Raw genomic sequence first — 17209 nt, forward strand, 5'->3', positions numbered from 1 at the left:
ATGCCTTTAATCGAAATTGATAACCCGGTGTTAGCCGAATTAAATGCGTTTCCACTCAGCTTCACCACCAAAGAAGGGTTGTCGAGCAACTCGCAATATACGCTCGAATTCGAATGTGAACAGGCGGACGTTGATTATGAATCTCTGCTGGGTCAAGGGATCAGCATTCAAATAGAAAGGCCGGATTTCGGCGCGCGGCCGTTTTACGCTTACGTGATCGGCGCTTCCGATTCAGGGCAGCATCAGGATAAGTTCGTTTATAAGCTGGAGCTGAGCACCTGGCTGTGGTTTTTGATGCAAAACCGCAACAGCCGCATTTTCCAGGATTTGAACGTGCTCGACATCATCGAGCAAATCTTCTCGCGCTACGGTTTTGCCGACTACCGTCTGGATATTCAAGGCACTTATCCGACGCGTGAATATTGCGTGCAGTTTTCCGAAACGGATTTCGCGTTTATCAGCCGCCTGCTGGAAGACGAAGGCATCTGGTATTACTTCGATCACGCCGAGGATAAACACACGCTGGTGATCACCGACCGGCAGAATTTCGACGATCTGGATTTCGGTTACGCCGTGTTGCCGTTCATGCCGGACAGCGAAGAAAACCGCGCTATCCGCGAAGGGATCCAGCGCATCCAGCGCTCCCGCAAAGTGCGCCCGAATGAAATCGTGCTGCGCGACTTTGACTTCCAGAACCCGCGCAAGAACCTGCAAACCAAGGTGGAAGAAAGCCGCCTCGGCCTGCAGAACACCCCGCTGGAGTGGTACGACTACGCGGCGGGTTATGTGGATACCGAACGCGGTGAAAACCTGGCGCGGCTGCGCCTTGAAGAAATGCAAAGCGACGGCCATCTGCTGTTTGGCGAGAGCAACGCCGTCGGGCTGATGGCCGGTAAGGATTTCTCCTTGATTTTGCACCCGGACGCCAACCGCAACCGCCGCTTCAAACTGACCCGTTGCGACTATGTGTTCGTGCAAGACGGCCCGGACAGCAGCAGCGACGGCCGCAACGTCACCTGCCGTTTCAATGCGTTGAACGACGACGTGCCGTTCCGCCCGCTGCGCGAAACGCCAAAACCGCAGATGCCGGGCATCCAGAGCGCCACCGTGGTCGGCGCGCCCAACTCCGAAGTGCATACCGACAAATTTGCGCGCATCCGCGTGCATTTCCACTGGGATCGCTACAAAACCACCGAGGAAGACAGCTCTTGCTGGATCCGTGTGGTGCAGGCCTGGGCGGGGAAAGGCTGGGGCGTGATCGCCATGCCGCGCGTCGGCCAGGAAGTGCTGGTGACCTATGTCGACGGCGATCTCGATCGTCCGATGGTGACCGGGATTGTGTATAACGGCGACAACCCGCCGCCTTATCAGTTGCCTGAATACATCAACTACTCGGGCATGGTGTCGCGTTCGCTGCGCTTCGGCAAGCCGCAGCATGCCAGCCAGTTGACCTTCGATGACAACCGCAACAACGAACGCGTCATGCTGCATGCCGAACGCGATCTGCAAACCACGGTGGAGCGCAACCAGGCCACCGAGGTGGGAATGGACAAGTTCGACATCATCCGCCGCACCTTTACCGACTGGTTCACCAACCACGTCTCTTACAAGGATTACGTCTTCAGCATTACCGGGTTTGACGCCTCGATTAAAGGCGTCAGCGCGTCGATGACCGGCGTCAGCCTCACCGCCACCGGCGTGAGCACCTCGTTCACCGGCGTCAGCACCTCGTTCACCGGCGTGAGCACGTCATTTACCGGCGTCAGCACTTCGTTCACTGGGCTGAGCACCTCGTTCACCGGGCAGAGCACCAGCTGCACCGGCGTATCAAACTCGATGACCGGCGAAAGCAACTCCTTCACCAGCATCAGCAACAGCATGACCGGCGAAAGCAACAGCTACACCACGGTCAGCACCAGCCAGACCGGCAGCAGCACCAGCTTTACCGGCGTCAGCGTCAGCACCACCGGATCGTCGACCAGCACCACCGGCTGCAGCATCAGCACCACCGGATCGTCGACCAGCACCACCGGCTGCAGCATCAGCACCACCGGCAGCAGCGTGAGCACCACCGGCAGCAGCGTCGGCACCACCGGCAGCAGCGTCAGCAGCACCGGCAGCAGCGTCAGCAATACCGGCAGCAGCGTCAGCAATACCGGCAGCAGCACCAGCACGACAGGGGTGTCGATCAGCTATACCGGCGCGTCACTGTCCGAGACCGGCGTCGATTTGAAAAAAGTCGGGATGCAAAGCAAAAACTAACGAGGCGCGGCAATGAGAATCATACGGCCACAGCAATTGGTGGCGATTAAAGGAAGTTACCAGATCGGGACAGACAGCCGGCTCGGCATCAGCGTCGTGGCCGGATGCTACCTGTCCCGGCCTGAACACTTCGTGAACGAAGCCGAAATCTGGGAGGCGTGGAAGCGTGTGCCGCTCAGCCTGCCGATATTGGATGTTGCCGAGCCGAAGCCGTTCGCCGAATACCTGATCGCCGGCCATGCCGGTATCGGTCAGCCGGTGAAAACGCTGAATGTCAGCGCCGACATCGGCGGGCTGAAGCGCCGTTGGCGGGTCGAGGGCGAGGGACGGCGCGGCGCGATGGAGGTGGAACCCTTCCTCAGCGTGCCGCTGGATCACACCTCCGCCTGGGGCGGCAAAGACAACAAGGAGAACCCGTTTGGCCGCGGCTGCAATGACGGGCTGCGGCCGCTGCTGATGACGCTGTCTCCCGAGGGGACAGCGCAGGAGCGCTCTCCGCTGGCGGCGCCGGCGCCGGTGCCGCACGAGTTTGCGCTGCGCAAGGCGCACATCGATAAGGTGGCGGGCCAGATCGCCGGCAAAGCCTATCTCGAGACGGTATTCCCCGGGCTGCCGGCCAATATCGATCGGCGTTATTTCCAGATGGCGCCGCCGGCGCAATGGTTGCCGGAAGCGGCGTGGCCGGATCGGGTGCCCTTCGAGCTGCAGGGCGTCGGCGCGCAAAGCGAGGCGATTCGCGGCGAGCTGCCGGCGGTGCGCGGACGGGCGTTCATCCGCCGTCACGATAGCGACAGTCTCGAGGAAATCGAGCTGCAGCGCAAAACGCTGTGGTTCCTGCCCGACAGCGACATCGCTTTGCTTATCTTCACCGGCAATGCGCCGTTGACGCATCTGCTGGACGAGTCCATCGAGTCCGTCATGCTGGCGTTGGATCGCTGCGATGCGCCGCGCTCGTTCGACTATTTCCAACAGGTATTCCGCAAGCGCAGCGACGATGACGCCTCGCCATTTGAGTTTCTGTTCGATCCGGATCTGATGCCGGCGGAGATGGGGTTGAACGTCATCCAGGCGGTGTCGGATCACCCCAGCGACTTGCGTTACGATCCGTCGCCCACCTCTCTGGGCGATTCCGCCGTGTTCTATCGACGCATCCGCGAGGCGATCGCCTTGCACCAGCAACAAACGTCGGTGGAGCCGGCTTCCGTGACGCTGCCCGATTTGCCGGATCTTCCCGCCGAAGACGGCAATGACGCGTTTTTCCCCGATAGCGCGACCGTGGAAGGAAAGACCTTCAGCGGTTTGCGCTGCGAGGCGCTGTCGGGCCGGCATTTTCTGCAGTGCCGCTTTGAGCGCTGCGATTTCTCGCAGGCTTCTTTTGAGAACTGCACCTTCGAAAACTGCGTTTTTGATGGGGTCAACCTGACGCAGGCGGCGCTGCGCCAGATCCGCATGATCTCGTGCACGCTGCAAAAGCCGTTGCTGGCGGAAAGCGTGTGGCAAGAGGCGGTCTTCGAACGGGTGACGCTGGCGGAGCCTCAGGGGCAAGGCCTGCGCGCCGACCACGTGAAGCTGGATAACTGCGTTTTCGAGCGGGGCGATTTCACCGCGAGCCGCTTTGAACACGCGGCGATCGGCAACGGCATGTTTAATGGCGCGACGCTGATCCGCGCGCAGTTTCTGCAAGGCGAGCTGGACGCGTGCGTGTTTAACCGCTGCCTCGCCGAAGAGGCGGTTGCGCTGGAGATGACGCTCACCAAAAACTCGTTCCTTGGCGGCAACTGGCGCGGCGTGCGGTTCGAACGCTGCCGTGTCGAGAGCCTGACGGCGGGCATGCAGGCGAACTTTTCCCACGCCGTGTTCAGCGATAGCTGTTTCACCAAAGTGGGATTGAAAGCGGCGCGTATGGAGAGGTGCCAACTGCAGTACAGCGTTTTCACTGAATGCAACTTTGACGAGGCCGATCTGACGGCCTGCGCGATCGCCGGCTGCGATCTGGCCGGCGTGCGGTTTAAAGACAGCCTGTTGACGCACTCACGTTGGCAAAACAGCAGCGCTCAGCAAGGCCTGTTTTATAACGCCGATCTGCGCGATGCGGCATTTGACCAGTGCAATCTGGCGGCGGCGCATCTGGCGATGACCTGGCAGGACGCCGGCACGCGGTTCAGCGGTTGTCTGCTGGAGCGTGCGTGTTGGGTGCCGCGCAGAATCATTCATGGGGACTATGCGCATGAAAACTGAAAGCCGCGTGATTCAACAGGCGCTGCCTGACCGAGAGGCGATCGAACTGGAGGTCGCCCAGGCGGTGGCGCAGACGCCGCCCATGCCGCGGATCTTCAAGAAACGCCGGTTCCACGATCGCGAGCTGAAAGGGTTGACGCTGAGCGACTGCTTTTTCATCGACTGTCATTTCGAACGCGTCACGTTTGAAGGTTGTGATTTGCGGGCGGTGCGCTTTGAGGGCTGCACCCTGCAGCAGGTCAACGTGATCGGCGGCAGCCTGATGCGCCTGTCGTTCAACGAATGCCGGTTTGACAACCTGACGCTGCAACAGGGGCTGCTGTGCAATTTGGCGTGCAACGACACCACGCTGCAGGGGTGTTACGTCGGCGATTGTCTGCTGGATGACTGCGGTTTGATCCGGTGCGAGGTCAACGGCGCGGAAATTGAACGCAGCAGCCTGGGGCATCTGGCGGTGCAGTCCAGCACCCTGACCAACCTGATGTTTCATCAGGACGTGATACAGGACGCCAACTGGTACGCCTGCCAACTCACGCAGTGCCTGTGGCAGGCGTCGACCCTCGAGCGCCACATCATGGGGAGCTGCCGGCTGGAGACGTGCAGCTGGCAGACGATCGCGGGGCAGGCGCGAATCTGGTTCACCTGCCGCCTGTCGGGCTGCACTTTGGCGCAGCTACAGCTGCAGGGCGCCAGTTTTCACCGCAGCGAATTGGAGGGGTGTTCGTTCGCCGACAGCGATCTGACCTCGGCGATCTTCGCTGAAGCTCAGGCGCTGCGCTGCGATTTCGAACGCGCGACGCTGACCCTGGCGCAGGGGCAGAAGGCCCGGTTCAGCGAATGCGCGATGAATGGCGCCAACTGGGGGCGCGCCATCTTGCCGCAAGCGGAATTCAGGGCGTGCGATCTGGCGTTAGCCAATCTTGAGCAGGCCGAACTGCGGGAAGCGAACCTGATCGAACAGCCGTTGACCGCCGCTCAGCAACAGAGCGCTCGCCTGCATGGCGCGCAGCGTCATCGCGCCGAAAACGTGCCGCTTACCGCCGATCCGTTCTTGAGTGCGATCGACGCCTGGTATGCGCATCAACAACCGGGGCCGCGGCAACCGTCGTATCAACGGCCAACAGGAGTAAGCAGATATGTATAAATCCAGAAGAGAGCATCAGAAGGTCTATGCCAACGCCAGGGTGACGCCTTTGCAGTTGGTGCGCAGCGCTCCGCTTCCCGAACAAGGGGGGCGCAAGGTGGTGACGCTGGCGGCCGACGCCAACGGCAGTCTGTATGTCGACGGCATGCGAGCCCATTGTCTGGCGGTCGCCACCAGCTGTCTGGTTCAGCCGCTGGCGGGCGATCGCGTTTGCGTCATCGCCGACGGCGATAAGTTGGTCATCACCGAGATCTTGTCGCGGCAACAGGCGAACGCCGTCATGACGCTGGACAGCCGCTGCGCCAACTTGCGCATCGTGGCGCCGGAGATTGAGCTGCAGGGCGGCAAGCGGCTGACGCTGCGCAGCCCGCACTTCACGCTGCTGACGCGCAGCAGCCGTTGGGTGGCCGAAACGCTGCACCAAATCTCTCAACGCCTGTTTGTGCGCAGCAAGCACGCGAGCCGGCGGGTGGAGGAAACCGACGAGGTGCTGGCGAAGCACATCATTCAGGATGCGCGGCAATCCCTCGTCATCAACAGTGAAATTGGTTCTCTGAAGTCTTCGGCGGTGCTGAAGATCGACGGCGGCCAGATACATATGGGGTAAACCACCATGACTGCAGCCAATAACAACATGGCCGGGATCAGCTTTGCCGGCTGTGACCCGATGATACCGGCGCCGGGCCCGAACACCGCGCCCAACAACACCGGCATACCGAACGTGCCTAACTGTTTCCTTTGCGGCGGCAATGAACAGAACCTCGGCAGCATTCGCGCGGCCACCGTCGATTCGGGCGGGGTGATCGGCGCCGCCTCCGGGACGCATTCGGCCCAGATGCAGCCGGTGCAGGGATCGGGCAAGTATTTCACCGGCGGCATGCCGGTCACGCGGCTAGGCGATTCCAGCACGACGAACAATAACAACATGGTCGCCACTCAGGTCGCGCCGAGTCAGACCAAATGTTTCGTTAATGCATAGGAGTTCAGCATGGTGAAAACGCTCCGGGGGATGGCGACAGGGGGACTGTTGGCGGTGGGGATGCTCGGCGGATGCAGCTGGTTTTCTCATGATGAGGCTGCGGATGCGGGGCGCCGGTTGCGGTTTATCGACGTCGAGGTGACCGCCAACGACAACGTGAACCCGAATGCCGCCGGGGAGGCGCAGCCGGTCAAGGTGTGCGTGATAGAAACCAATCGCTCGGGGTGGATGCCCGAGGGGATTGGCGACGGCGCTCCTTGCCGCGAGACGGCGCCGTCGGAAGGGGCGCTGAGCCGGCACCAGAGCATTTTGCAACCGAGGGAGACGTTGCGTTATCGCTTCGAGGTGCCGGCGGGGCAAGAGCGATGGGTCGTCGTCGGGGCGGAGTTTCAGCAAATCAGCGGCGTGTTGCCGCTCGCCGAGCAAAAGTCCCCTGCGCAGGCTGATTCGCAAATGAAGGTGATGGTGGGGATGACGTCACTCAGCATAGTGACTAACGACAAAATGGATGAATGACATGTTACCTAAACAACGCGTCGCCTGGGTAGAAGGCATGTTGATGGAACCGCAGCATTTCCAGCAGCAGGAACGTTTTTTCGAGCACTTGATTGAAGCGCGCTTGCGCAGCGTCGAAACCTTCACCTGGGGGTTCCTGACGCTGGAGATCGACAACGGGCTATTGGAACAGGGCAAGTTTGCGCTGAAGAAAGCCAAGGGCGTTTTCCCCGACGGCACGGCGTTCAGCATGCCTGAGGATATTCCGCTGCCGCCGCCGCTGGTGCTGGGAGAAGGCTGCCAGGGGAAAGTGGTGTGCCTGTCCGTGCTGATGGACATCGCCGGCAACGCCCAGATCGATCTTATCCAGGATGCGCGAAAAAGCAGCCGTTTTCGCACCATGGACGCCGAGGTGCCGGATCGCAACCACGGCGTCAGCCTGGAAGGGACCCCGCGCGTGTGCACGATGCAACTGGGCAGCCTGGTGACGCGGCTAAGCCTGGAGGACGCGGTCAGCAGCGCGGAAAGCGTGCTGCCGGTCGGTTTCGTGCGCGAGCTGACCAGCGATCGTCGGGTGCTGCTGGATGAGCGCGCCTTGCCGCCGATGCTGGATTTCCGCGCCATCGGCTGGCTGCCCGCTTTCACCACCGAATTGCTTGGGCTGATCAGCCAGCGTCTGGAGTCGGTTTTCCGCCCGGACGTGCATATGACGATCGGCGGGCTTTCCGAGCTGCTGGAGTTGCTGTTGCTGCAAACCTTGAGCGAGTTCAATTTGCGCATCAGCCAACTGCTGGCCAGCCCGCAGGTACATCCTGAAACCCTGTTCGACACGTTGCTGAGCCTGCTGGGGCGGCTCAGCATCATTCCCGGCGGCGAACGCCTCTGGGATCGGGCCGATTTGGTGTATCTGCACGATGAGCCGCACAACTGCTACTTCCAGCTCTTCGCCTCGATTCGCCGCGCGCTGTCGCTGGTGATCGAAGCGCCGGCGGTGGCGTTGCCGTTTATCGATCGCGGCGACAGCATTTATCTGTGCCCGAACGATTCGCAGCTGCGCCTGGAAAAACTGGTGTTCGCCGTCAGCTGCGGTTTGTCCATCGAGCATCTGCGCTCGTATTTCCCCGCACAGGTCAAACTGGGGCCGGTCGAGAAAATCATTCAGCTGATCGATCTGCAATTACCGGGCGCTCGCTTGCTGCCGATGGCCTCGCCGCCGCGGCACATACCGTATTACCCGAACAGCATCTATTTCGAGGTTGATCATGCCGACCCGATTTATAAGGAAATGATGGCCGGCTCGGCGATGGCGCTCAGCATCGTGGGTGATTTCCCCGACCTGCGTTTTGACGTCTGGGGATTAAGGCAAGGGAGGGTGGGATGAACGAATTCGAGAGAAAAATACGCGAGGCGATGGCGGTAACGCGCAACAACGCGACGCCGCGCCTTCCCGCGTCCGGCTCGGTGGGCAAAACGACGGCGGAGATCGCCGCGCTGTCCTTCGGCGCGCGGGCGCTGGCCGCCAAGCTGCGGCCGGGAAGCGCCGGGGTGGCGACGCCCCCCGAACCCAAGCCTTATGAAGCGGAAAGCGTTGCGCCGGAAAGCAGCGAGCCCGCGCCGGGCGAGCGCCCGGCCGAGGCGGCGCCGACCTCGAGCGGGCTGTTTGGCCGCGCCGCGCTGAGCAAGCCCGGCGTGATGATGGGCCATTGGGACAACCCGCTGATCGCCGCCGCTATCCCGGTCCTGCTGCAGGTGGAGCGGGTGCGCGATCAGAAACAGCTGAATCCGGGCGCGGTGCGCGCGCAGATCGTGCGTGAGATCCAACAATTTCAGCAGACGCTGCTGGCGGATCACATCGCGCCGAGCGATGTGGACAAGCTGGCCTATCTGCTGTGCTCCTACGTGGATGAGTGCTGCATGAGCACGCTCGAATCCGGCGAACTGAATCTCAGCCTGCTGGTGGAGTTTTATCGCGACGCCTGGGGCGGGGAAAAGTGCTTCGAGCATCTGCAGGCCTATCTGGCCGCCTCGCCGCGCAACAAGGCGATCCTGGCGTTTTACGATCTGATCCTGTCGCTGGGCTTCGAAGGGCAATACCACGTGATGGAACGCGGCGCGGTGTTGTTGGCCGACGTGCGCAACCGTCTTGACGGCTATCTGTACAGCCAGAACCCGACGCAGACGCTGGCCGATGCCGAGCCGAGCAAAGTGGTGCGCAAGGCGACCCGCATCACGCCGCTGAAGCTGCTGTGCTACGGTCTGGCCATCGCGCTGCTGGCGTATGCCTCGGCCGCCTGGTATCTGCACGATCAGTCCCGCGCGCTGCGCAACGCCATTTTGGCCTGGACACCTCCGCAGCCGCGCAAAATCAACATCATGGAGACGCTGCCGCAGCCGCTGCCGCAAATCCTCAGCGAAGGGTGGCTGGAGGTGCGCGCCGATCCGCGCGGCTGGCTGTTGATCTTCACCTCCGACGGCGCATTCGCCACCGGGCAGTCGAAGCTGTCGGAAGAGTTTAAAAAGAAACGCAACATCGAGCGTTTGGGGGAAGCGCTGGCGCCGTGGCCGGGCGATCTGGAGGTCATCGGGCATACCGACAACAAACCGTATCGCAACACCTCCAACAACTCCAACCTGAAACTGTCCGAGGCGCGCGCGCAGACGGTCGCCGACAAGCTGCGCGAATCCTTGGCCAACAGTAAATACAACCGCACCGTGACCTCGGTCGGCAAGGGCGATCAGGAGCCGCTGGACGACAACGCGACGGAAGAAGGGCGCCGCCGCAACCGCCGCGTGGACATCCTTTGGAAAATCGGCGAGAGGGAGATGGCTTCACCGTCTGCAACGTTAAATCAGGCAGGGGTAGCCGCCGAGGTCCCCGAGGATAACTAAGACATCCGCCGGCGTAGAGATAATAAGGAAATTATATGATACGTAGATCATTCATATTGGTGATTGCCTTGCTGCTGTGTGCGGTGGTGTGGTGGATTGGGCCGTTGATCGCCATCGGCACCTATCGGCCGCTGCTGTCGGTCTGGGTCAGGGGCATCATCATCGCGCTGATCCTGTGCTGGGCGCTGTGGCCGTTCGTGGCGACGTTCTTATCCTGGGTGTTCCGCCACGCGCGAGCGCCGGCCCCGGCCAAACGCAAGACCGCCCAGCGAGATCGCGTGACCTCGCGCTTTTACGACGCTTTGCGCACCTTGCAGTACGTCGGCACGGCGAAGCAGCGCACCCCCTGGCAGCGCTTCAAATACCGCCTGACGCGCCGTTACGTCAGCGAAAAGCCGTGGTTTCTGGTCATCGGGCCGCCGGGCAGCGGCAAAACCTCGCTGATCGGCGAAAGCGGCGAACGCTTCTTGCTGGCCGAGCACTATGGCCTGCAGCAGACGGTGGACGTCGGGCCGACCCAGGATTGCAACTGGTGGCTGGCGGAGAATTCGGTGTATGTCGACACTTCCGGCGAATGGCTGCAGTTGAACGGTCTGGGGGAAGAGGGCGCCAGGGCGCGCGACACCCTGTTCAAACTGATCCGCCGCCATCGCCGCCATCCGGGCATCGACGGCATCATGCTGTGTCTTGATGCGCGTTGGTTGCTGCACGCCTCGCTGACGGAGAGAAAGTCGGTCGCCGACGCGCTGCGCGTGCGCCTGCTGGAGATGGCCTCGTGGTTCCGCAGCGAGCTGCCGGTCTATCTTACCATCAGCCACCTCGATCAACTGGTCGGCGGCGAGACCTTCCTGTCGATGCTGGGCGACGATCTGTTGCAAAAAGGCATGGGGTTCAGCCTGAACCGCGCCGAACAGGGAGAAACCCCCTTCGAACAGTATGAAACCCTCTACCGGGAGATGGTGGCGCGCGTCAGCCATCACGTGCTCGAACTGTTGCACGATGCGCCGGACGGCCAAAACCGCCAGCAGCTGCTGTTCTTCACCGAGTCGCTGGGGTCGCTGGGCAACCCGCTGTATTCCCTGTTAGAGCAGATCTTCCCGCAAACGCCGGTGGGCTACGCCTGCCATCTGCAGCAGGTGTGGCTGGGCAGCACCATCGCCTTGTCGCCGCAGGGGGCGATCTACAACGCGGAAGCGGCGGATATCTATGAAGCTCGCCCGACCGGGCGCATTTATCACCCGGAGCTGGATTACGCCCGGCAAGAACGCGGGGTGATGCAGCAGTCTTCGCACGCCAGGCCGCTCGGCAGCCGCATGAGCTCCCTGGGCCGCTATGTGCTGGTGCTCATTCTGTTGGCGGTCTCGTTTAATCTGCTGGCGATGCGTTACCTGTGGGAGAGCGATTACATCTCCTACATTGCGGCGCGCTTCGATGAGACAAAACGCATCGTGCGGGAAATTCCGGTGACTAACCGCGTCAGCGACGATGTCATTTCCGCCTATGAGCAGCTGGGCTACATGAACGCGCAATTGGGCGGCGAAGTGTCGCCGGTGCCGAATCCCTATTTCGAGCACAAGCTGATCAACAGCGCGGCGCAAAAAACCTACCAACGCCATTTGCTGCAGATCTTCTGGCCGGCGGTGGAAAACTATATCGCGGACGAACTCAAGAATGACGTCTCGGCGTCCAACAAGGACGTCTACGGCACCCTGAAAGTGTACCTGATGATGGGCGAACCTTCGCATCGCTCCGCCGAAGCCTTGGTCGACTGGTTCATGGCGCGCTGGGAAACCTTTATGCCGCAGGGTTACACCGACATGAACAAAGGCATCTTCGCTTACCATCTGCGGGAGATGTTCTCTTTGCCGGACGCGCCGGTCATGAAGATGAACGGCGATCTGCTGCGCCTGGCGCGGGTGAAAGCGATGAACATTCCGATGCAGGTGCGGGTGGTGCGCCGCATCGAAGAGAAACCGCTGCCGGCGGCGATCAACGATATTTCGTTGGCCGACGCCGCCGGACCGAACGTCTCCTTGATGCTGCGCCGCAAGAGCCAGGCGACGGTCACCGATACCGCCGTGCCGGGGTTCTATACCCGCGCCAGCTATCGCGACGTTTTCCTGGCGCAGCTCGATGACGCCGCCAAGGACATGATCGAAGAAGAGTCCTGGGTGCTGCGCGACAGTGGGGAAGGGAAAAACGCGGTGAACTCGCTGGCCTCGGCGCAGAAGCTGGCCGACGAGGCGAGGAAGCTTTACCTCATCGAGTATGCCGACAAATGGGATGCGTTCATGCGCGACGTGCGCGCCCGGCCGGTCAACGGGCTTGAGGATGCGGCGATCCTGGCGCGTCAACTGTCCGATCCTTCTTCTCCGCTGGCCAATCTGGTGCGTTTCGCCGCGCGCGAAACCAGCATGACCGGCACCAACCAGGGCGATGCGGCAAGCTGGTTCGATCGCCAGCGCAACCGCATCGAGCAGCAGCGGCGCGACATCCTGGGCGAGATTTCCGGCGAGCGCGCGCGTTTTCGTCTCACGCCGGAGCGCGCGGTGGAAGATCGCTTCGAGCTGCTGCGCCGTCTGGGCTATCAGCTGTTGCAGACCACCAACGCCAGCAACGATCCGCTGAGCCGCAGTTTCGAAGCGCTGTACAGCCAGTTGACCACCTTGTCCACCTCGCTGCGCGGCGGCCAGGTGGTGCCCGCCGGGGGCACGCTGAAGCGCCTGCAGCTGGATGCGGCGCGCCAGCCGGAACCGGTGCGCAGCGTGATGATGGATCTGTTGCAGGTCGGGGACAGCCAGACGATTCAGCAAAGCCAGAAGAACCTGAGCAAAGGCGCTTCGTCGCTGGCCTCCGGCTTGTGCAAGAGCAGCATCAGCGGGCGTTATCCGTTCTCGCGCAACGCCAGAGCGGAGGTCGGCATCGAGGACTTCTCGCGCATGTTTGGCCAAAGCGGCGCGATGCAGCAGTTCTTCGATGAGAACCTGGCCCCTTATGTGGACGTCAACGCGCAGAAATGGAATGCCAAACCGGGTTCAGAGGGGATCGTCAATGCCAGCACGCTGGGCGCGTTTGAAAATGCCCGGCTGATCCGCGATACCTTCTTCACCGCCGGCGACAAGCTGTCCTTCTCCATGTTCATCAGGCCGCTGTCTCTGACCCCGACCATTACGGAAGCGACCCTGGATATCGATGGGCAGGTGATTAACTACAGCCATGGTTTCAGCCAGCCTACCCGTATCGATTGGCCGGGCCCGAAAGGCGGCAGCTATGTTCGACTGACCTTCCGCACCGGCACCGGCCAGATCCAGGTCGCCAGTTTCGACGGGCCCTGGGCCTTGTTCCGGATGTTCGACGCCAGCAATCCCGTGCCGCTCGCCAGCGACAGACGAGAGCTGACGATGTCGATGTCGTCGGTGGTGGGCGTGCTCAAACTGGAATTGCGCTCGACGATGAAAGATTTCCCACTTTGGTCACGGGCGTTGCGAGGATTCTCGTGCCCGAAAGCGATGTAAACACAACCGTAAAGAGGTGATAAACATGTTAGATCCAGCCAAAATTTTAGAAACCATGAAGGCCGGCGGCAATTTGGGCACCAACTCCCAATCGTCACTGAGTCAACCGTTTATGCAAGGCGTCAGCAATATTCAAATGTCGGGGCCGGATGCGGCCAAGTCGGTCATGAGTAACGTGACAAAATCTTGCGATGATATGTTCGGCAATATGAAGGGCATTTTTAATGGTCTGCAATCGAATGTGAACGCACACCAAAAAATGCAAACGGGCGAGCAGCCGAAAGATTTTAATGTTTCCATGGACGATCTTCGTCCGGCGATTGCGAAAGGGTTCCCGCACGAAATGGCGGACTTCTTTTCCAAAGTACCGAAACTGTAATCAAAAACTTGATGGATAAAATACCGGGAGGCGGAAATGCCTCCCGGCATTCACAAGGAGTGGTGCGATGATCTATGACTGGATGCTCAAAAACGCCAATAAACGCATGGGTTTTTTTATCATGGTGATACCCAGCTTGTTTTTTTGGATATTGGTTTATCTGACCTTATCTATTTTTTGATTCTTTGAAGTAAAAAAAAGCACCCGCGAAGGTGCTTAAAATGAAGCGAATTAAAAAATAGGAAGGGATGATTATGAGTTGTTATTACAGTTTAGAGATGATCTGCAATCCGCTGGAAATCAGCGCATCGACAGCCAGACCAATACCTTTACCGATGGTGCCGACAACGGTTTTGGCATCCGGGTTAACACCGGCAATCGCGGAAATGGTATCAATACCTGTACCTACCGCACTGCCAATCAGTGTGCCTACGTCACCAAAAAAACCAGCACCGTTAACTTGTTCAATTTCTACTGCGGATAGTTCTTTCATGATTGAAACTCCTTTTTCAGTTAGCCCTTTACTTCAGGCCATTTAATTATTGCAAATTAGGTCATTTTTTCAATAAAACTCGCGCTGTTTTTTTATACTATTGTGTTTTTTGTTAGATTGATTTTGCATCGTTAGATTATATATTGATGAAGTCTGGATTATTATGTCTCACTCGCCTTGAACGGCGGCGGTTTTATGAGGTTATTATTTTAAATCGGAATGATATATACCAGAAGGGAGACCTTATGAAGGTATTGACGACGCCGGAAAGACCTTTCCGGTATGATGAGCTTGCGGATAAAATTATCCGCGAGGCCAGGAGCCGCTTGGGGTGCGCCGTTTTGCGGTTTTTAGACTGCATGATCCTGGGTTATGGCCCGCCGGTGATAGTCTTTGATATCTATAATAATCACGGTAAGTTGCAAACGTTCAAAGTCATTCTTCCTCTTGGGAGCGACAAGCAGCTAAAAAAAGATCACCTCGGATTGGTTTCCTGCCTGGAGGCAAAAAAGCTGATGAGGATCAAAAAAATATAATTCACCCCGCTCGTCAACGATGCCGCGTTATCTCTCTGTGCTGCGCATCACTCCTGAAAAATCTTTAATCCTACCTGGCGTTTCTTGCGTGGGCGGCCGATGGGTTCGCCTTCTTCTTTTTTGTTGCCGTCTACATGAAAGGGCGGGAATCACTTACTGCCATAAAGTGTAGCTTTTTTTTATGCAATTTTTTTACAATAAAATGAATATGGTTATACTCTGTTTAATAGGGTCTGCGATGATCCCGCCGCCACGGGCGAAAAAAGCATTATCCTGCCTTTATCATAAGTAAATTCCTAATGCATAAACGGATTCTCTTAACAATCAATGCCGCGCAATGTTATGTTCTATATTATGTGTTTTTTCGATATTTATCTGGATATATTGCGCTCTTGGAGTAAAATTAACGTATCAGAGAAAAATCTTAGCACCGTGATGCTGATGGCAATGATGCCTTATAAATATATCTTACGATAGCAATTTCCCTTGCGAAGCGCGGCAGCTTACCGCGTCTTGCTTTTGTATGCTCTCCAGGGCAGATGATTTATATAACCCTATATATAAAATGCACCTTTGCGAGGCAAGGTCTTTTTTGCTTCGCCTATAACGCTTTTTTATTAAAAAGCACGTTAAAACAAAAAATAATCACAGCAATGATATTGCAGTAAGGAGAGTGAGCAAGCGTAGTCAAAAGGGAGGTTTGTTAATGGAGCGCGTCAATATCGCTATTGTGGATAAAAATCAATTCTTCAAGCTGGGGTTGAGTCTTGCCTTGCAAGAAGGTTTTCTCACGAATGGTATTAAGGCCAAGATCACGGGAGAAGAACGTGCCAACATCATATTCAGGGCGCCGGACAAGCGGGTGTCCATAAATTTTTGCCATACCCAGCTTTTGCAGGGCAACTTTTCTTCTATTCCGCTCTATTTTTCAATATTGGAGCATAAAAAGACATTCCCTAAAATTCATTGCAATTTGGAAGCCGGAAGTATTACGCGCAAAGACAGCGTGGCGGCGATCGTGGACAAGGTCATGTTCTGCTATCGCAAGAAAAATAGTTTGGTTTCAAGCTATTGCCCGCGTTGCCGTACCCAGTTGACCTTTAGCGAGGGGAAAGTGTGCCGTTTGATTCATTTGGGCTATTCACAAAACCAAACGGCGATGTTGCTCGGCATCAGCCCGAAAACGGTGAGTATTCATAAACGTTCGGCCATGAGAAAACTGAACATCGATAATAATATTGAATTCTTGCGCTGGTTAAAAATGCACAGCGACTCTTGTTAATCAGGGAAAGGAAGCGAACGGTCCGGCGCCGTATTATCAACGGCGCTGAGCGGTCATCTTTTATTGATTTCCGCCCGGCATGGAATCGGTTTTATAGGGAGATAAAACATGGCTGTCTTTGTGAGGGAAGCGGTTTCTCATAATCATTTCAAATTATTGCAGGAGCTTTATGGCAGAGATTTGGGCGGGGAGCGTTTCCTGCACTGGAAGCATTTGCTCGATCCGCATTGTGGGGCGCCGATGGAAAAAACGGGCATATTTTACAAGGATCAAGAACGTTATCTCGGGATGTTTGTATCCAGTTTTTATCCTTTTAAAATCAATAAATTGTCTTTTAATGTCAATATGCTTGGCGATCTTGGGATCCACCGTCAGGTCAAATCTTCCACCGTCTTGAAAGATTTTTTCCTGCAGGCTAAGCGTTCGGATGTGGCGGCGGATATCTGCTTTTCCGATGACAGGAAGATCAGGGTTTATGAAAAGATTTTCAGAAAGTATTTAACCACCAATACGCAAATCTATCCCTTCGTCGAATTAACCTTAAAGCCTGATAAGTTTATGGCCTTTCGTTTTACCGAGGGCGGCCAAGCGCGGCAGGCCAGTTTTATCAATAATCTGGGGCGAGAAAAAGATCATCGCGCATTTGAATATATTGAAAAACATCCTCTGTATCATAAAATTCATTATATCAATAAAGGCAATCTCTACGCTGTGATTGGCTGTTCCAGTGAGTGTGCCGAACTTTTGGATATTTCCAATCCTTCCAGGGAGTGTTTTTCCTGGGCCATCGGCGTTTGTCGGCACCTGCATAGCCGTTGCAAAGTGATGATCCCTATTGGTTTTTACAAGTCGATTTGCGCTCAGGCGGCGGAGGTCATTGCAGAAAAGCGCATCAACATGCTGATCGGTTATTACTCAGAAAAGATAAGCGAGCTGATGCCGAAAGAGGTTTGGGTATGCCGCATGGATCGCCGTTAAGCAGGGCACGTGTATTCTA

At 57.7% G+C, this 17209-nt stretch carries 14 protein-coding genes; 13 read left to right on the forward strand and 1 reads right to left on the reverse strand.

The annotated features are described in order from the left end of the window. From vgrG to ACMGF7_RS16475, 10 genes are read left to right on the forward strand one after another with little or no spacing between them, the layout of a single operon-like run. Positions 1 to 2262: a type VI secretion system tip protein VgrG gene (gene vgrG, locus ACMGF7_RS16430; RefSeq protein WP_004935351.1), complete on the forward strand. Its 2262-nt coding sequence runs from the start codon at positions 1 to 3 to the stop codon at positions 2260 to 2262. A gap of 12 nt (positions 2263 to 2274) precedes the next feature. Further along, positions 2275 to 4500 carry a DUF2169 family type VI secretion system accessory protein gene (locus tag ACMGF7_RS16435; RefSeq protein ID WP_049240768.1) on the forward strand — a complete coding sequence of 742 codons (2226 nt, stop codon included), beginning with the start codon at positions 2275 to 2277 and terminating at the stop codon, positions 4498 to 4500. Further along, positions 4490 to 5644 (forward strand): pentapeptide repeat-containing protein, encoded by a 1155-nt coding sequence (locus ACMGF7_RS16440; protein WP_239504341.1) that lies wholly within the window; start codon positions 4490 to 4492, stop codon positions 5642 to 5644. The genes ACMGF7_RS16435 and ACMGF7_RS16440 overlap by 11 nt, the downstream gene beginning before the upstream one ends. Further along, the gene (locus ACMGF7_RS16445; RefSeq protein WP_004935341.1) at positions 5637 to 6251 is read left to right on the forward strand and encodes a DUF3540 domain-containing protein; all 615 of its coding nucleotides are present in this window, start codon (positions 5637 to 5639) and stop codon (positions 6249 to 6251) included. Before ACMGF7_RS16440 ends, ACMGF7_RS16445 begins: the two co-directional genes overlap by 8 nt. Before the next feature lie 6 nt (positions 6252 to 6257). Further along, a complete protein-coding gene (locus ACMGF7_RS16450) occupies positions 6258 to 6623 on the forward strand; it encodes a PAAR-like domain-containing protein (RefSeq protein WP_031300673.1) in 366 nt (121 codons plus the stop codon). A 30-nt stretch (positions 6624 to 6653) separates the two neighbouring features. After that, the gene (locus tag ACMGF7_RS16455; RefSeq protein WP_232095014.1) at positions 6654 to 7139 is read left to right on the forward strand and encodes a type VI secretion lipoprotein TssJ; all 486 of its coding nucleotides are present in this window, start codon (positions 6654 to 6656) and stop codon (positions 7137 to 7139) included. 1 nt (position 7140) lies between these two features. Further along, on the forward strand, positions 7141 to 8499 hold the full coding sequence (gene tssK / locus ACMGF7_RS16460; protein ID WP_021505816.1) for a type VI secretion system baseplate subunit TssK: 1359 nt from the start codon (positions 7141 to 7143) through the stop codon (positions 8497 to 8499). Beyond that, positions 8496 to 10007 (forward strand): type IVB secretion system protein IcmH/DotU, encoded by a 1512-nt coding sequence (gene icmH, locus ACMGF7_RS16465; RefSeq protein WP_021505815.1) that lies wholly within the window; start codon positions 8496 to 8498, stop codon positions 10005 to 10007. The genes tssK and icmH overlap by 4 nt, the downstream gene beginning before the upstream one ends. Positions 10008 to 10042: 35 nt before the next feature. Then, positions 10043 to 13522, forward strand: a complete 3480-nt coding sequence (tssM, locus tag ACMGF7_RS16470; RefSeq protein WP_031300672.1) for a type VI secretion system membrane subunit TssM — start codon at positions 10043 to 10045, stop codon at positions 13520 to 13522. 25 nt (positions 13523 to 13547) lie between these two features. Continuing rightward, positions 13548 to 13901, forward strand: coding sequence for a DUF6277 family protein (locus ACMGF7_RS16475; protein WP_004935323.1), 354 nt, complete (start codon positions 13548 to 13550; stop codon positions 13899 to 13901). 265 nt (positions 13902 to 14166) lie between these two features. Here the strand turns inward: ACMGF7_RS16475 and ACMGF7_RS16480 are convergent, their stop codons facing one another. Continuing rightward, on the reverse strand, positions 14167 to 14394 hold the full coding sequence (locus ACMGF7_RS16480) for a hypothetical protein (RefSeq protein ID WP_004935320.1): 228 nt from the start codon (positions 14392 to 14394) through the stop codon (positions 14167 to 14169). Between the two features lie 245 nt (positions 14395 to 14639). Between ACMGF7_RS16480 and ACMGF7_RS16485 the strand changes: the two genes are divergently transcribed. From ACMGF7_RS16485 to ACMGF7_RS16495, 3 genes are all read left to right on the forward strand, one after another. Then, a complete protein-coding gene (locus ACMGF7_RS16485) occupies positions 14640 to 14930 on the forward strand; it encodes a hypothetical protein (protein ID WP_004935318.1) in 291 nt (96 codons plus the stop codon). 706 nt (positions 14931 to 15636) lie between these two features. Beyond that, positions 15637 to 16212, forward strand: coding sequence for a helix-turn-helix transcriptional regulator (locus tag ACMGF7_RS16490; protein WP_004935315.1), 576 nt, complete (start codon positions 15637 to 15639; stop codon positions 16210 to 16212). A 108-nt stretch (positions 16213 to 16320) separates the two neighbouring features. Beyond that, a complete protein-coding gene (locus ACMGF7_RS16495) occupies positions 16321 to 17190 on the forward strand; it encodes a hypothetical protein (protein WP_015378383.1) in 870 nt (289 codons plus the stop codon). Positions 17191 to 17209: the final 19 nt, after the last annotated feature.

It is taken from the genome of Serratia sp. BNK-17 (assembly GCF_048684935.1).
GTDB lineage: Bacteria > Pseudomonadota > Gammaproteobacteria > Enterobacterales > Enterobacteriaceae > Serratia > Serratia nematodiphila.

Bases quoted from the DNA above. Each gene is read 5' to 3' on its own strand.
- vgrG (WP_004935351.1), top strand. From the start codon at position 1: ATGCCTTTAATCGAAATTGATAACCCGGTGTTAGCCGAATTAAATGCG.
- ACMGF7_RS16435 (WP_049240768.1), top strand. From the start codon at position 2,275: ATGAGAATCATACGGCCACAGCAATTGGTGGCGATTAAAGGAAGTTAC.
- ACMGF7_RS16440 (WP_239504341.1), top strand. From the start codon at position 4,490: ATGAAAACTGAAAGCCGCGTGATTCAACAGGCGCTGCCTGACCGAGAG.
- ACMGF7_RS16445 (WP_004935341.1), top strand. From the start codon at position 5,637: ATGTATAAATCCAGAAGAGAGCATCAGAAGGTCTATGCCAACGCCAGG.
- ACMGF7_RS16450 (WP_031300673.1), top strand. From the start codon at position 6,258: ATGACTGCAGCCAATAACAACATGGCCGGGATCAGCTTTGCCGGCTGT.
- ACMGF7_RS16455 (WP_232095014.1), top strand. From the start codon at position 6,654: ATGGCGACAGGGGGACTGTTGGCGGTGGGGATGCTCGGCGGATGCAGC.
- tssK (WP_021505816.1), top strand. From the start codon at position 7,141: ATGTTACCTAAACAACGCGTCGCCTGGGTAGAAGGCATGTTGATGGAA.
- icmH (WP_021505815.1), top strand. From the start codon at position 8,496: ATGAACGAATTCGAGAGAAAAATACGCGAGGCGATGGCGGTAACGCGC.
- tssM (WP_031300672.1), top strand. From the start codon at position 10,043: ATGATACGTAGATCATTCATATTGGTGATTGCCTTGCTGCTGTGTGCG.
- ACMGF7_RS16475 (WP_004935323.1), top strand. From the start codon at position 13,548: ATGTTAGATCCAGCCAAAATTTTAGAAACCATGAAGGCCGGCGGCAAT.
- ACMGF7_RS16480 (WP_004935320.1), bottom strand. From the start codon at position 14,394: ATGAAAGAACTATCCGCAGTAGAAATTGAACAAGTTAACGGTGCTGGT.
- ACMGF7_RS16485 (WP_004935318.1), top strand. From the start codon at position 14,640: ATGAAGGTATTGACGACGCCGGAAAGACCTTTCCGGTATGATGAGCTT.
- ACMGF7_RS16490 (WP_004935315.1), top strand. From the start codon at position 15,637: ATGGAGCGCGTCAATATCGCTATTGTGGATAAAAATCAATTCTTCAAG.
- ACMGF7_RS16495 (WP_015378383.1), top strand. From the start codon at position 16,321: ATGGCTGTCTTTGTGAGGGAAGCGGTTTCTCATAATCATTTCAAATTA.